The organism is Nostoc sp. C110 (assembly GCF_043099725.1).
Classification (GTDB): domain Bacteria; phylum Cyanobacteriota; class Cyanobacteriia; order Cyanobacteriales; family Nostocaceae; genus Nostoc; species Nostoc muscorum_A.
This window is the reverse complement of record NZ_CP171148.1, coordinates 632,528-649,014: the sequence shown is the minus strand read 5'-3', so window position 1 is coordinate 649,014 and position 16,487 is coordinate 632,528. Positions and strand designations below refer to the sequence as shown.

Sequence of the window (16,487 nt, the reverse complement as noted above, 5' to 3'; positions counted from 1 at the left end):
GACTCACACAAAGAGAAGTCAAGAGCTTCTGGCTTACTGAGTTTAAAACTTCTCTTATGTTAGATAGGCTACACGTAGCCTGCTTTTGAGTAGGGGTATGGGAGACATGAGGAGTTTCTAGAGAAGACAGTTAGTGTAGTGGACTACTAAGAGTATAGTGCCCCAAAATGTTGGATTTTGAGTTAACTTAAAATTTAAAGCTAGTTAAAAATGGAAAAAAATAATGGATTTACAGACTATAAAAGAACGAATTGTTGCAGTTCAAAGTAAACGCGAGTACCTATTAGGACTGCTAGAGCAACCAAACTTGGGAACATTGAGAGTTGACGTAAATCAGGCTTTGGAAGAACTAGATGAATTAATTGATGAATTTAAACGCACCATTCCGGTAGAGTAGAAAATAGCATAAATGCGTCGGTTTAACTGTAAACTTCAGCTAATACCGACGCTCCGCAATACTATAATATTCTCAAATCCCCAGAATTTAACTAAGCCTGAGCTGACGAAGCAGCATAGTTGTATCAATTTATCCTGCAACTGAATCATCTTTTGCACGCTGACCTAACCGCCTAACTAAAGCAATCAGTTCGCTTGTTGCTACATCTTTCTTGCAAACGTCATCAAAGCTAGACATTGCCTTAGTTCCTTGAAAACTTATGTCTTCTACTGAGGAGTAAGCAAGGATTTGGGTGTTCGGAGATATAGCTTTAATTTGGCTAGACGCGCTCCAGCCATCCATGACTGGCATTTGTAAATCTAGAACAATTACGTCAGGATGACAACGTTTAACCATTTCTATAGCTTCTTCACCATTACTAGCTAAACCTACTACTTGAATATTCTCCTGACAAGAAAAAACCAATTGTAAGGTTAGACGAGTCAGTTCATGGTCATCAACTACTAGAACACGCAAGGTAGAAAGCTCACAGGATAACATTAACATTGAGGGGAAAGACAAATTTATTCAGAATAACCTCTCTAGTCTATGGGAACACGTGCCAGCACTAACTCTATCCAATGGGTGATTGAAGAAGAATTCAGAATTTAGAAATCAGTAATCTTGATGCTCTTTACGAGACGCTTTTGCTAAGAAGATCGCCGCAGGGGTAAGCGGACTCGCTATCCCTATGCTATCTGCTTTTTGATCGGAATTCATTCTGAATTTGGAATCTTGATTCATGAATTTTGTGTGAACCGATGACAAATAACTTAGATAACTTTTAAAAGTTATCTAAGTTTAGATAGTTGTCAAAATTAAAGTACTTATTTTTTAATCAATTAAGTTTGAGGTTACGCCAGTTGAGCGTAATGCCATATTCATAAGAATTTTTTGTGAATTGGCTTCTGGAGAATCATCATAAGGACGGCGTTGAATGTAAGTGCCATCGGCTTGTAATTCCCAAGCTTGGCGATTATCTGCAAGCATAATTCCCATAATTTCTTGCAAATCTTTTGCAATATCTGGGTCTTTTATTGGGGTAATTACTTCGACTCGACGATCTAGGTTGCGGCGCATCCAGTCGGCACTGCCAATAAAGATTTCCTCCTGTGTATTGTTATGAAAATAATAAATGCGAGAGTGTTCTAAAAAGCGACCGACGATGCTGATAATGCGAATATTTTCACTAATATCTTTGAGTCCTGGACGCAAACAGCAAACGCCCCTGATAATTAAGTCGATTTGCACTCCGGCGCGGGAAGCTTCATATAATGTGGCGATAATTTCTGGATCGACTAGGGAATTCATTTTGGCAACAATGCGTCCAGAAAATCCATTTTGAACATTTTCAATTTCGCGGTGAATTAGTGCCAAAAAGCGATCGCGCATATTCACAGGTGCAACCAGCAATTCTCGATAAGACTTTTGCAGGGAGTATCCTGTCAAGAAATTAAATAAATCTGTGATATCAGCACCTAATTCTTCACGGCAACTAAACAATCCCAAATCTGTATACAGCCGTGCCGTTTTAGGATTATAGTTACCAGTGCCAATATGCACGTAGCGGCGTATTCGATCTTTTTCCCGCCGTACTACCATTACGGTTTTACTGTGGGTTTTCAGCCCCACTAAACCATAGACTACATGAACTCCAACTCTTTCTAGTCGTTTTGCCCAGTAAATATTATTTTCCTCATCAAATCGCGCCTTTAATTCCACGAGTACAGATACCTGCTTATCATTTTCGGCGGCGGCGATTAGGGCGTTAACTATGGGCGAGTCACCAGAAGTCCGGTAAAGGGTCATCTTGATGGCTAAAACATTCGGATCGTAGGCAGCATGGGTAATAAAGCGCACCACTGTAGCCGAAAAGGATTGATAGGGATGGTGTACTAACAAATCCTTTTCCCGAATCACAGCAAAAAAGTCTTTTCCTTCGTCCGTTTCCAGCGTATCTGGATCTAAACTCGGTTCCCTCAGCCTTTGCAAGCGTAATGGTACAACAGATTGGCGTGGTGGATCTTTGAGTTCCGGCAATGGCAAGGCCATAAAAGACATCAAATCCCGCAGTCCCAAAAGACCGTCTACTTCGTAGAGATCGCTCTCTGTTAATTCCAAATCATGCAATAATCGCGATCGCACTATTTCAGGAGTCTGGGATTGAATTTCTAGCCGGACTGGACTCCCACCTAGCCGCCGTTTTCGCAATTCCTGTTCAATCGCTAACAATAAATCATCTGCTTCATCTTCTTCTAAGACCAAATCCGCATCACGGGTAATGCGGAACGGATGATATTCTTGAATATTCATCCCTGGAAATAGAGATTCCAAGTTATGAGCGATCGCTTGTTCTAAAGGTACTCCAGTCCAGTGAGCAGGTTTGCCGTTATTTTGGTCTCCCAACTCTGGGGGTATCGGTAAAAATCGTGGGAGAACACTGGGGACTTTAACTCTGGCAAAGAATTCTTCTTCGGTGTCTGGGTTTTTGACCACAACAGCCAGATTCAGACTGAGATTAGAAATAAAAGGAAAAGGATGACTAGGATCAACAGCCAGAGGAGTCAAGACTGGAAAGACTTGTTCCTCAAAATAATGGTTGAGATGAGTTCGCTGTTTTTGATTCAAATCTATGTAATCCAGAATATGGATGCCATGATTTGCTAGTAGAGGACGAAGTACTTGTTCAAAATGTTGATGCTCTTTTTTTACATGAGGAATCAGAGTAGTTCTAATATCATCTAGCTGTTGTTGTGGTGTCCGACCATCGGGAGTTAACAGGCTGACTTTCGCCTCTACTTGTTGCTTTAAACCAGCAACACGCACCATGAAAAACTCATCCAAATTAGAGTTGAATATTCCCAAAAACTTGAGGCGTTCGAGAAGCGGCGTGCGATCGTCACAGGCTTCATGTAACACCCTGGCATTAAATTGTAGCCAGCTTAACTCTCGGTTAAGATAATATTGTGGATCGTTTAAATTGATGGGATTGGCGCTTTTTTTAGATTTTGCCATAACGATCTTAGGGTAGCCAGATGTAGCCCACACAGTTGGAGAACAATACACATGGTAAATTAAATCGGGCATCCAAGTGAAGCGGTTTGTCCCTAATTGTCGCTTTTAGAAAAATCTTAAAAACTTATTTTTCTTGAGTTTCTTTTTTCTCCTGAGTTTCCTTAGCGGCTGCGGCAATCGGTAATTGCAGATTTTGGTCGTATATAAACTCTTTATTAATTGCTACTTCTAATTTTGGTAAAGTATTGCTGCTGGCGATGCCATCTTGAACAGGAACGCGCAATGTATAGTTACCAACGGGAACAGCATCTAGGCGGTAAAGACCAAATTGATCAGTCACAGATGACACTACTCGTTTACCTTGAGCATCAACTAGTTCTACTTCCACATTTGGTATTGGCTGACCTGCCACATCAGTAATTTTGCCTGCCATACCATATTCTAATCTAACGGGGAAATCTAATTGAGTCACAGCTGCACCTGCTACTTCCGCAACTATAGAAGTTTTATGCACAGCAACTTCAATTGGTAATTCGTCTGGGTCTAGTGCAATTACATAGACACCTTCTCGCAAGTTACCAACAAAGAAATTACCTTGAGCGTCTATTTTAGCTCCACCCACATTACGACCACGGTTATCGTAAACATTGATAGTACCGCCACCAAGGTCTGCACCATTTCTGCCACCTTGAACAACCATTCGTCCAGCGATCGCTCCTCTGTCTTTAGTAACTGAGCTATATTCAGCCGGTGACACTCTACCGCCAGCAAATGATAAATCTGATACTAAGGATATGGTCAGGCGATCGTCCCCAATGCCACCAAGAATGTTTCTATTTCTAGAGGGGATGCCTTGATAATCAATTGAGGCGAATAATCCTGGCACTATCCGCATACTAGCACCTACAACCGGCCCAACTTCTCCATCTCTATATCCTAATCCTAACCGCCAACTCAAACCATAAAGGCTAGGAGAGCTATAATTCAGTCCCAAAGTGTAACGAGTTGCTAAATCACCACCCGATTCAGTCCCGAAGGATACTAGATAATCACGGCTTAGGTTATAGCCAAAATCTGTTGAATAGACATCACCAAAAGAGTTAAAAGATAGTCTGCTATTTCTTGTTGGTTGGTAGAAGGCGTTGAATGAATAGTTGCCAAAATAATCTGGTGTACCTCTCAAAGACAAGTTAGACAATGGGCGGAATGAAAAAGTCGGCAGAATGTAATTACTCGAATCACTTTGGTTTTGGTAACTGCGGGCAATAAAGCCTAGACTAAGGTTGTTACTGAATTTATATCTGACATCTAGAGCATTATTCTTGCGATCGCGTAAGCGATCGTTACTGCTGCTAAAATAGCCTGTTGGATATAATTCAGAAACTCCTAAAATTTGCCAACGCTCCAACTGAATATCCAAATTAGCCGCATAACCTAACTCACCGTTAGAAGTACCAGCATTCGCTGATAAAATTACAGGATTTGCCAAACGCCAAGCAAAACCTGCCTGTACTTGTGTCGTATCAGGTAATAATTGTGCAGAGCTTTCCAATGTTAAATTATCAGATATACCTTGGCGTATCTGATAAAATCCAGCGAGCTGACCTGATTGAGTCGAAGGAAAATCATCCAATAAATTATTTTGGATATAGTTACCAGTTAACCCTATTCCAGCTAGCTGCACATTACCGCCAGATGGTAACAATAAATCGGAAGCATTGAGTCTTAAAGAACGAATTTCTGTAGGTACACTGAAATTATTGCGGTCAAATACAAACAGTTCAATATCATTACTTTGACCAGTAGGCAAATTGACATCTGCAAATTCGTATTCTCCACTTAGTCCTACCTGCCGTTGAGCAATCACAACGCCACTAACTCTTAACTGAACAAAACTGGCTGGGGGAACTACACCGCGAAATGTTTGTATAGGTTGGGAACGTCTTGGTAGAAGCTCATTAGCACTATAACCTGTATTAAACCTGTCGGTAGGTAGATTAGTATAACCAATCTGCAATCCCGTCAAATTGAGATTAGTAGCTAAAGGATTTAACCCAATTTGTTGGCGACCTATTTGATAAAGCATTCGCCCTGAGCGTTTAAAGTAAAAATATTCACTTAGTTGGGGCTGGTTAACAAAATCATTCTCTAAACGTAACCGCCACGCACCACCTCCTAAACGACCACCCAAAAGAGAAGAACTACGCCAGTTTGTATTACCAGAATTACTGTAATAATTTAACTCTTGCCGGAAATTAGATAAACCACTGCTAGGAGGTCTAACTTCAGGCTTGAGGTCAATTGCCTGATTGCTCGATTCTCCACTGCCTCTGCGCCAAGGTAAATCAACATTCAAAGCTAAATCTGAAGTTTTTAGCTCTATCTCGGTAAGTAATTTTTCTTTTAAAAAAGTATCACGAATATAGGTGATACCATTGATTTTTTTTAAGTCTGACTCTGTAACAGTTACTATACCTAAAGGTGTTTTCAGTTGGGTTTTTCCGACATCACTATTCTCAACCGTAAATCCAGCAATTTGGGCAAAATCAGACAGTGGAATTAATAATTTTCCTTCCTCTGGAATAACTTCTAAACTTCCAACTTCTTGTCCATTAATGAATACTCCCAACAATAAACTTTTAGCTTCGGCCAAGATATTATTAATAGGAGGATTTACCGGAGGATTATTCTTACCTGTTGAGCTTTTTAAAACATCACTGCTAGTAGAGTTTGGAATAACTATAGTATTGTTAATTTTCTGTTCCTTGTCAGGAGACATCGAATTTTTTGCATCATGATTATGAGCAGCATTTCTGATATCTCTTAGAGTACTTTTGATGTCACGAATAGCTGAATGCTGAGACGCTGCTGAGGGTGTGATACTTTGAGCTACAACCTGTTGACTAAGTTGCTTGGTGTCAGAATCTAAAGCATTTTCAGTAGTTATGTTACTAGCTGTAATGTTTTCATTATCTACCTTGCAAGAATCCTGTGATTTATCCGTGGAAAACTCAGGTGGTAATGTTTCTGGTGGTGAAGGAGTTGAAATTGCTCCGGCAAATATTTTATGTTCTTGACTAATGCGGGTATCTGACTGCGTTTTACAAGAACCATTCTCTGACTGTATAATTGTAATTGGTGGAGGAGATAATGAAGGTTGGTAGAGCATAAGTAGAGCATAAACTGAAGTACACAAATTTGTATGGGTAGCCGAAGAAACTTCCCGGCTACAAATCATTGCTGAGAAAATAAAAAACTTATTTAGTAAAGCTTTAGCTATTGCATTTACAAAAGCTAAAACACATTCAATTTGCACATTTAAATTCCATCCAACTCGTGGAGCGAGAATCTTACCTAGACCAATTAACGCAATTTAAATGTGTAATAGTTTATCTGCGATGCTGAGGATTTTTGAGAGAATTCCTTAATTTTTGAGAAGCAGGCTGAGTTGGAGTATTGATATTATTAGCCAATGGAGCATTAATGGGCACTGTAAAAGGTATGCCTTTTTTAATCGCTACACCATTTAGTTCCCCATTTATATCCAAGACATAATTACCAGGGGGTAAGTTTTTAGTAATTGGTAGCAAAACTCTACGACGGCTATCAGGTAAAATTGGTGTTGTAGGTAAAAACCCTACATCCACTAAGGGCCCAGGCTTTTTGACCTCTGGTTTTTCTAAATTAGCTATGGGTTTTGTCGCCTCAGCACCTGGATATTTTGCAGCCGGCCAAATAGCATATTGACCTTGCATCTGTACGTATGCGTTACCTTGGCTAGAAATATCAAATACGGCATTGAGAGCATTGGGTTTAGTATTTACGCTTACAGAATTTAAGACACCAATTTTCTTGATATCTCCTACATAACCGTATATTGCAACTCCTAGTTTGCCAATTAAAGTTACACCTTTAGTTTTTGAAGTAGTCCGAGGTATTTCTTCAAAATAAAGTACTGCCCGATGTTCCCCGGATTGGGGCTTAACTCTAGGACGGATGGCGAAACGAACAGTTTGTGAGCCGCCAGGTGGAATTGTAAATCTAGAAGGAGTAAAAACAATCCACTGCTCTAAAGATTGCTCTTTAGGAGGAACTATTTGCACTTTATTTTCCTCATTCATCATCCACGATTGTACATAAACCTTAAGCTCAACTGGTTGAGAATCAAGGTTTAAAACACGAACAGCTTGAGAACGTGTTTTGTTACTGTTCATATCTATGTGAAATCTGGGTGGACTCACACCAACATTAATTGCCATTGCAGGAGGTATACTTAGAGCTAATGCTCCGATTACACCCAAGGCAATATTTATTGATTTTGGCAAGATCGGGATTAAATTCTTCACTTTTAAGCACACCATAAAGCAATTATTTTTTAAATTCAAGTACATAAATTAACGGCGATCTACTACTACCGCTAATTCCCCAGCATATTGACCCGCAACTTGGGTACCAGAAATGTCCATTTTTAATCTGAATCCGCCTTGTACCAAAGCTGTATTACTATTGGGATCGCGAGAAATTTCTATTATGGGCAATGGCTCTACAACAACTTGAACCGCAGAATTAGAACGCTGTTCACTGCTAATTGCGTTACTCCTGCCATTTTCGGCTTTCATCTCATAAGTGGCATAAAGTAAGTTCACTTGGTCTACAGGAACACGCATCTGCCAAATATTAGGAAATTCCCGAACAATCAAAGTATTAAATTGGGGAGGTGCTAATAAATCTCCTGGATTACTCACTGACTCACTTTTAGCAGTCACAGAAATTTCTGACTGTGAGATGGGAGGAATTCTCAGCCTTTGGGGAGTCGCTAACTGGTAAATCTCTGTGGGTTCAACTGTAGGAATGAATTGTGCCACAGTTGGTGTTGGTGGATACCCTAACATAGCTATACTGGCAGCTATGGAATTTAGTAGGTAACGTTTGCAACTCTTAGTTGGATGCCATGACATATTGCTAAATCGTTCACATTCAAATCATGTATACAGGTCAAATCTTTACTGAGTTTCGTTGCTAATGGATTTAATATGGTAGATATCCCCCCAGTTTCTAGGGAATTGAGGAGATATTCAAAAAGTTAACTAGTTTACTGAGTTACGTCAGCAGAAAGAGAGCAATCTGTCTTTTGCTTGCCAAGGTTTGAGTCAGATTTCTCCTCCCTCTGTCACCCAGAGAAAGGTTAGTTACGGTCTGAAAGCATCAACAACCAAAGTACCTGAGTAGGTTCCCGCCTGTGTATCAGCTAATGTGACATCTAAATCAATGTTACTTCCAGTAGCGTGAACTAAGCCTAGAGCAGGTTTTACGCCAACTGAAGCAGGATTAACAGCAACTGTAATACCAGCAAAACCAGCAGGTGTAATTCCGACTGAATAGTTTCCTGTGGGACTGTTAGACCAAACGATATAGGCATTGCTAATAGTTTTGGTTACAGGTGCCGCGGCCAGTGTAAAGGGAGATGTAGTACTAAGAGTATTACCAATAGATTGGTCACTACCTGTGTAGGCTGCGGGAGTACTACCATTTGCAGTTAATAATGCTGCTCCTGCTCCACCAACTAAATCTGCTGGAAGAATGGGTACAGTAGCAGTTGTGATAGTTCTCAAAAACAGAATTTCTGGGACAGTGACATCAACGTTGATAGTCTCTGTTTCAGTACCTTGAGCAATCTGAGCGTTAGCAGGGGCAGAAAGAATTGCACCACCTAGAATAGCAGTACTAAAAGCAGCAAGAGCTAAAAATTTGTTCTTCATATTAGAAAACATTCCCTATTTTTTGTGTTGACCGTTAGCAAATCTCGTTGACTCGATAGTTTGTCTACAAATGGCTGAAATTTTAGTGAAACTGCAACCAGTTAAATTTGGCTTATTCTTATATGGACTTTGTTATGAGCAATCACCTCCTGTTTAAAGCACGTACAATTCTGTACCGTTAGTCCCGTTGTTGGCGGTGAAGAACAGCTGTGTACCAACGACAGTCAGCCTGCCGGGGTTAGCATTTCCTGTAGCGTTAATGTTGCTAACCTTACGAGTATTGGCAGTTGTGCCGTCACTGAACCACATCTCCCTGTTACTGCCATTAGAAGCAGCAAAAGCCAGGGTGCCATTGAAATTAACGAGACTAGTGGGAATACTGTTATTAGGCTGGTTATTTCCATCTGTGCCAGCCCAAATATCTTTGACAACTACTGTGTTGGCATCTGTGCCATCAGTTCGCCACAATTCTAGACCAGTTACTGGGTCGTTGCCAACAAAGTAGAGAATATTACCAACAGCAGTTAGAGAGAAAGACCCTAAACCAACATTAGGTGCTTGTCCATTAGTTCTGATGTTGACGGTTCCGCTAGATGTTCCATCACTCTTCCACAGTTCCAAGTTAAAGTCATTATCGCTATCTGTCACAAAGTACAAAGTGTTACCAACAGCTGTCAAATATGTCGGCGCGAACCCATTGTTACCAGGTGTAATATCTTTCAGCAAGCTAGCTGTTGTACCACTTTGGTATTTCCAGACCTCAAAACCGCTTGTACCATTGCTGGCAGTGAAGTAGAGTGTACTATCAACTACTCTAAAGTGTGCAGGATATGATTGAGTAGTTCCTCCGACATTAATAACTTGCGTACCACCTATAGTGCCATCAGTTGACCAAAGCTCAGTGTTGTTTTTGGCTGTGAAAAAGAGCTTGCTATTAAAAGCAACGAAAGTAGGTGATTGAGAATTACTGAAACCGGGGTTAATATCTACTAAACTGACGCTTGTGCTGTTATAAACCCACAGCTTTTTGGTATTGCTGCTATCAACTGCTACAAAGAAAAGTTTGTTACCAACGACGGTAAGATTACTGGGGTTAGAACTGCCAGCATTCAGATTAATATCACTAATCCTAGTTAGAGACGCGCCATTGTACTCCCAAAGTTCTGTACCAAAAGTGCTGTTAGTAGCAGTGAAGTATAACTTGTTATTGAAAACAATCAGATCATCAGGATTAAAACCATTAGCATTAGTAATGCGGGTGTTTGTAGTTCCATTACTCCTCCATAGTTGAATACCTGTAGTACCATCATTGGCAGTAAAGTACAAAGCGTTATTCCAAGTGGTCAAGTTATCAGGGTCAGAACTACCAAGACCAAGATTTATTTCCAGTTGTTGGGCTTGTGGCTCTGCTGTTATACCCAAGTTGTAGAAGGTTTCGGCTGAACCAGAAGGATAGATCCGAATGTAGTATGTACCAGCACTCAGGGAAAGATTGCTGATAGTTTCGTTGCTATTTCCGGTTTGATTAGATATCGCTATTTGTGTATTAACGCTGTTGAATAGCCGTACATCTGCATTGTCACTCAAGCCAGAAAGGCTGAGATTAAAGGAACTGCTGGTATTAAGATTGAACTTATAGTAATCATCAGAATCTATGCTGCCCACAAACTCACTGCGGGAAATAGAACCGTTTAAAGTACCTAAATTCTGGGCTGCCCCTTGAGTGTTACCAGCTTGGTCTGGGTTTATGGTTTGTGCAACCGCACTTAGAGTATAGTTAGCTGTTGCTGTACCAGCACCACGAGTTACCAAGATGTTGTAAGTACCAGGATTTAAGCTGCGGCGAATTGTATCTAGGGTTGTTCCTGATTGGTTAGTGGTTGGAACAATGCTATTACCATTTTGGTCTTGCAGTGTTAAATTAGCGTCTGCTGAGAGTGATGTGAACCCAATATCAACTAAGGCCGTTGAGTTGAGAGTGAACTTGTAATAGTCTTGAGTATCAATAGTGTTGACTAAATCTGAGATAGTGGCAGGAAGACTGACAACAGTGGCATTTGCTACAGTGTTTCCTCCTTGATCTGGGGCATCTGCGGTAAAATTAACCTGCAAATTATAGTTAGTCGAGTCTGCGGTTGTATAGACTTGGATATAGTAACTACCTGCGGCTAAAGAACGATTTATAGAATCTTGGTTTGTACCTGTTTGAGTACTAGTGGCAGCAGGTTGAAGAGATTGTCCAGAGCTATTCAACAACTGTATGTCAGCATTCCCACTTGAAGGATTGAGGTTAATACCAATAGTGCCATTATTATTTAAGGTGAATTTGTAGTAGTCGCTAGTATCTGTAACAAAGCCGCTACTTGCTACAAAATCAGTTCCACTGTAGCTGCCACCATTGACAAATCCACTAATATCTCTGTTAGTGTTTGCCAGTGCAATTGTATTGTCAGAGATGCCACTATCTTGAATGGCTTCGGCTGAGAGAGTGAGATTATAAGTTGTACTAACTGCCCCAGTTACTAAATAAATCCGGGCATAGTAAGTGTTGGGAGCTTGGTTATTAAGGGTAAAACGTATATTTTCTGATGCATTACCAGGCAAGCCAGGAGCAGTAATGGTTGAACCAGTACTGTCTGTTAAGATTAAATTGGCATTACTATTTGCTGCTAATCCATCTAGACTTAAGGTAACTATACTAGAACTACTAAGAGTAAATTTATAGTAATCGTTTGTATCAAGGCTGCTGAGAGAGTCTTGAAAGGTGTTGCTTGTACTGGTTAGAGAACCACCGATATAAGTTGCAGTATTTAAAGCTGTGGCTGTTGTACTTCCTGGATCGGTGAATCCTGAATAAGTTGGCATAAGTTATCTATTATTTTTTATAAAGTAAATACTTGTATTGGCTGAAATTACTCATAGCTTTGCAACTAATACAAGTTTATTGCTATTAATCAACCACAAATTTCTTGTTACTTCTGGCAAATTATTAAACTGTGTCGTGATTATGCACCCATTCAGAAGTATGGTTTTTCCTTTCGGAATTTAAGTGTTTATATGTGAATTAGTTGATGTTAAATATTTCAAATTCTGATATTTGTTGTACCTAGGGTTCAAGTCTTAAACACACTGCTGAATCTTTCTAGTCTTTCGTTAGCAGTCAACTTGCTTCATATCAGCGAGAAATAAGTACTAGATGAGGAAAGTTATTGCCATTACAAAGTTGCTCAAAGTTTTTGTAGCCAATTGTAATTTTGTTACAACTTTATAAATTCATCCAGAAAAGAGTTATGTATTATTTGTTGCTATGAAATTCTTAATGTTCTTTTGCATTTCTCCTTCCAACTTCACTGCAAATAAAATTTAACTCTTAGGTAAAAGATGATGCCTGCGTAAAAGTACTTAATTTTTTAAAGCTAATTGTTAAAAAATAAATTATTTTTCTAGAGAATTTTAGTATAAAATTTTCCGATTATATCCTGACCAAGAGTATTTTCAAGGGAAATAATCGATAATACCATATCTGTTTTTCTTTACTAAATCGCTTAACCAAAGCATTTTTCGCGGTATTGCAATATGTTCCAGGCTACTCGTCGCCGTCTCGCTCTTTGGTATACTGCCGTCACTGCTGTATTACTACTACTATTTGCCAGTGGCGTTTATTTATACGTCCGCAGTACATTGATTGAGCGCATTGACGATACCCTTAACCATGTAGTGGAAATAGTGGAGCGTTGTCTCACAACAAGCCCCTGTGCATCTAAGCTCATATTTGAGCCAGTTAATGCTGATACAGATAAATTTCGCATTAATAATCTAGAAGCCAGTTTTCCTGAGAATGCCGACACCGTAGAAGATGACCACATCGACCTTGAATGGTTTAGTCCAACTGGTGAGTTACTTTGGTCAACGCTATCCGAACCCCTAAATATTCCCATTCATGCGAACCGCACTGGTGAAACTGTGCGCGTAGTTAAGGGGGAGAAAGAAAAAGGCAAAAATGATATCCTCACTCCTAACTCCCTACTCCCTACTCCCCATTCCGCATTGTTATTACGGCAAGTTACCCAACGGGTGGAAGTAGGGCGGCAAGTATTAGGATATCTGCGTGTTAGTCATCCCTGGTTTGAAGTCACTAAACCGAGTCGTGAGTTAATTTTTGATTTGGCGCTAGGTATTGGTTTAATGGTGGTTTCTGTAGGGGCAAGTGGCTGGTTTCTTTCGGGTAAAGCGATGGAACCTGTGGGTGAATCTTATCAACGCCTCAAACAATTCACTGCTGATGCTTCCCACGAACTTAGAAGTCCGATTACTTTAATTCAAACAAATGTGCAAGTTGCCCTTGCTGACTTGGATTTAGCAGAGACAGAAACGACTAATTCTTTGCAGTATCGGCAACAGTTAAAGGTGGTGGAACGCTTAACCCAGCGTTTGGGTAAATTAGTCAATGACTTACTGTTCTTAGCACGACAGGATAGTGGGATTAGCAAAGATATTTTTTCACCTTGTCCGCTAGATGCCTTGCTGATGGAAGTGGTTGAAGAACAACAATTGTTAGTCCCTGAAAAAAAAATCGCCCTTTCTCTAGACTTAGTTGATCCTCCTGCCTCTGAAACTAACCCTGAATTACTGGAAAATTGGTTTACCTTTGTGGGTAATTGGGATCAACTGGTACGGCTATTCACAAATTTAATTGCTAATGCCTTGCATTACACTCCATCTGGCGGACGGGTGAAAGTTGAATTAGCGCGGGTAGAGGGAATAAATCGAGTTTCTGGACTACGTTACACCAGTGCCCAGTTGCAAGTTAAGGTGAGTGATACCGGAGTTGGAATCCCAGCAGAGGCACTACCACGCTTGTTTGACCGCTTTTATCGGGTAGATCCGGCACGGACTCATACAACAGGGAATACAGCTACAGCCAGTGCTACTGGTTCAGGATTGGGATTAGCGATCGCTCAAGCTATTGTCGAACATCATCAGGGTCATATTCAAGTTGAAAGCACCCAAGGCATTGGCACAACGTTTACTGTGACTTTACCGATAACTCTTGAGTCTTAAATCGCAAATTCAACAATTGTTTCCTGTGACAGATGCAGATAAGTGAATTTATTTACTAATTTTTATGGCAACCATTGCAGATTTAGCCATTAATTTGAAACTTTAGAATGAGATATTTATGTCTGCTAATCTATTATTTCTAAACCTCTAGCTAGAGAACAAAGCTTGACTATATTGTTAAAATCTAGGTGTTTAGATAACAGATTAGCCACTAATTAAATTTGCTGGTTGAAAATTTTTAAATAAAGAAAAATTCAATTTGATCAGGAGTCAATAATAAATATGAAGTCGCCAAATTTTCGTAAGTCTGCTGAGTTATTTGGTGCTATTTGTGGTGGATTAATGATTAGTCTGCCAGTAATTCCTCAAGCAATAGCACAACAATCAGTAGGACAAGAATCTACTCCGAAGATTAATCCCTGTCCGAGAATTTTCTACGAAGAACCACATAATAGTCGGGTTGTGGTACCGCAAGGATGTCCTCCGAATGCACTAACTCAAAGACTAGCTGCTCAAGGGCTTCTTCCTAACTCTGCTAACCCATCACAAGAGCAAACAAGATTGGGTGTCGGCGGTGAATCTCCAGAAACAGGTGTCACACCACCACGCCCAGCCCCTGGAGATCAAACTCAACAGCCCTCACCAGGGGCGGTTTCGACCGATCAACCACGACAACTACAACCACGGCAAACTCCCAGCGCGACGATCGCACTGGCAAATGGTACAGTTAATATCAAGTTGGTAAATGACACTGCGGCTAATGTAACTTTCCAAGTGATTGGCGATACGGCACCGCGATCGCTACAAGGTAAGTCAAATGTAATATTGCAAGGTTTAAGGGCACCAGTAACGGTGACATTTGAACGAGAAGATGGTGGACAGTTGACAGTGACTCCACAAGCTTCTTCAGAGCCAGGAAACTTAGAAGTTAGATTTAACGAAGCCACGAATGCAGCACAGGGTAGAAGTGCTATGAGAATTGAGCGAAACGGTTCAGTCTTCTTAAATTAATCAAATTAAGTACGAAAGTAGGGGCGATTTATGCCCCTATTTTCGCTGAAGCATTTTAGTTAGCTGATCTAGCAATTGCACTTCTTGCTTACTGTCTTCCAATGTCCGCGCCAGTATAATCGCCCTTTCGTAAAAATTACGAGCAGTGAGGTAATTACCTTGTTGCTTATATAATTGAGCATAAGACTCAAAAGATTTTAATTCTTCTCGCAAATTTTGCAATTCTTTAGCGAGTGCTAAACGTTGCTCTAGTAAATCAAAGGCTCTCTCGTAGCGTCCAATAGCAGAGTGAGCTTTCACTAAACCGTCAATTGCCCGTAATTCATTAATGCGATCGCGGTTGGTTTTAGCTGTCCGCATCGCTTCACCATAGGTAGCAATGGTATCTTGATAATTTTCCGATGCTCGGTAGGCATCACCTAAATTATTCAGGGTATTTGCTTCACCGATGGCATCACCAGTCTGACGGCGGAAAATTAAGGCATTTTCATACAATTTAATCGCTTTGTTGTAATCTCCCAACCTAGCAGTTACCAAACCCAAATTGCTCAAAGACAGTCCTTCGCCTTCAATGTTTTTGACACCGTGAGCAATTGCGAGTGCATCTTCAACTGTTTTACCAGCAGCAGAAACTTCTCCTTGTTGCAGGAGAAATGTACCGATATTATTTAGCACAAAAATTTGAGATTGGAAGTCTTTCGTATCACGAGCGATCGCTAATCCTCGTCGTAAAGCGTCTTCCGCCTCTTTTGGACTATCAATCTGGATATAAGCCTTTGCAAGCAAATTGTAAGTCAGACCTTGTGCTTTTAGGTCGCCAATTGAGTGATATAGTTCTAGTGCCTGCAAGCAAGATGCAATTGTTTTATCGGCATATCCTGAAGCATATTGTTGTTCACCGATACGTAGTAGGCTATCTGCTTCATCTCTTGATTGTCGCCCAACAGAACTATTTAAAGGACGGTGGAGTTGTTGCGTAATATCAACCGCACCAGCAGCGATAGGACTCAGCAAAAAAGTAAACAGTAAAAAGCTGTGTAAAAACACTTGGGGACGAGAAATCACACCTACACAAACTAATTGCCTTGGAAATACAAGCCGTTGTTTCATAAAAATTACCCGTAAAGTTGCGGGTTTAAGTAGAAGGTCTAAGAAGAAGTTTTAAGTTTATAAATTGAAGACAAACAATATACGCGTTTACACTT

Annotated in this window: 11 protein-coding genes; 3 read left to right on the top strand and 8 right to left on the bottom strand. The window is 40.4% G+C overall.

What is annotated here, in order from left to right:
* The first annotated feature begins 223 nt into the window (after positions 1 to 223).
* Entirely contained in the window at positions 224 to 397 is a 174-nt protein-coding gene (locus tag ACFFRD_RS08525; protein WP_012412001.1) for a hypothetical protein, read from the top strand.
* 129 nt (positions 398 to 526) lie between these two features.
* On the opposite strand, the gene ACFFRD_RS08520 is transcribed toward ACFFRD_RS08525, so the two are convergent.
* The 7 genes from ACFFRD_RS08520 to ACFFRD_RS08490 form a co-directional block, all read right to left on the bottom strand.
* Positions 527 to 943, bottom strand: a complete 417-nt coding sequence (locus ACFFRD_RS08520) for a response regulator transcription factor (RefSeq protein ID WP_114081461.1) — start codon at positions 941 to 943, stop codon at positions 527 to 529.
* A gap of 327 nt (positions 944 to 1,270) precedes the next feature.
* Positions 1,271 to 3,451: a polyphosphate kinase 1 gene (gene ppk1 / locus ACFFRD_RS08515; RefSeq protein ID WP_392481154.1), complete on the bottom strand. Its 2,181-nt coding sequence runs from the start codon at positions 3,449 to 3,451 to the stop codon at positions 1,271 to 1,273.
* Positions 3,452 to 3,575: 124 nt separating this feature from the next.
* Positions 3,576 to 6,767, bottom strand: a complete 3,192-nt coding sequence (locus ACFFRD_RS08510) for a carboxypeptidase regulatory-like domain-containing protein (RefSeq protein WP_392481153.1) — start codon at positions 6,765 to 6,767, stop codon at positions 3,576 to 3,578.
* A gap of 73 nt (positions 6,768 to 6,840) precedes the next feature.
* A complete protein-coding gene (locus ACFFRD_RS08505) occupies positions 6,841 to 7,779 on the bottom strand; it encodes a molecular chaperone (protein WP_392483035.1) in 939 nt (312 codons plus the stop codon).
* A 66-nt stretch (positions 7,780 to 7,845) separates the two neighbouring features.
* The gene (locus tag ACFFRD_RS08500) at positions 7,846 to 8,409 is read right to left on the bottom strand and encodes a hypothetical protein (RefSeq protein WP_392481152.1); all 564 of its coding nucleotides are present in this window, start codon (positions 8,407 to 8,409) and stop codon (positions 7,846 to 7,848) included.
* Between the two features lie 231 nt (positions 8,410 to 8,640).
* Positions 8,641 to 9,210 carry a hypothetical protein gene (locus tag ACFFRD_RS08495; RefSeq protein WP_392481151.1) on the bottom strand — a complete coding sequence of 190 codons (570 nt, stop codon included), beginning with the start codon at positions 9,208 to 9,210 and terminating at the stop codon, positions 8,641 to 8,643.
* A gap of 153 nt (positions 9,211 to 9,363) precedes the next feature.
* The gene (locus tag ACFFRD_RS08490; protein ID WP_392481150.1) at positions 9,364 to 12,075 is read right to left on the bottom strand and encodes a beta strand repeat-containing protein; all 2,712 of its coding nucleotides are present in this window, start codon (positions 12,073 to 12,075) and stop codon (positions 9,364 to 9,366) included.
* Between the two features lie 711 nt (positions 12,076 to 12,786).
* Here ACFFRD_RS08490 and ACFFRD_RS08485 point away from each other — a divergent pair.
* Positions 12,787 to 14,271 (top strand): sensor histidine kinase, encoded by a 1,485-nt coding sequence (locus ACFFRD_RS08485; RefSeq protein ID WP_392481149.1) that lies wholly within the window; start codon positions 12,787 to 12,789, stop codon positions 14,269 to 14,271.
* Between the two features lie 276 nt (positions 14,272 to 14,547).
* Complete coding sequence (locus ACFFRD_RS08480; RefSeq protein ID WP_392483034.1) at positions 14,548 to 15,282, top strand: hypothetical protein; 735 nt, start codon at positions 14,548 to 14,550, stop codon at positions 15,280 to 15,282.
* A 36-nt stretch (positions 15,283 to 15,318) separates the two neighbouring features.
* Here ACFFRD_RS08480 and ACFFRD_RS08475 read toward each other — a convergent pair whose 3' ends face one another.
* A complete protein-coding gene (locus ACFFRD_RS08475) occupies positions 15,319 to 16,392 on the bottom strand; it encodes a tetratricopeptide repeat protein (protein WP_392481148.1) in 1,074 nt (357 codons plus the stop codon).
* Positions 16,393 to 16,487 lie beyond the last annotated feature (95 nt).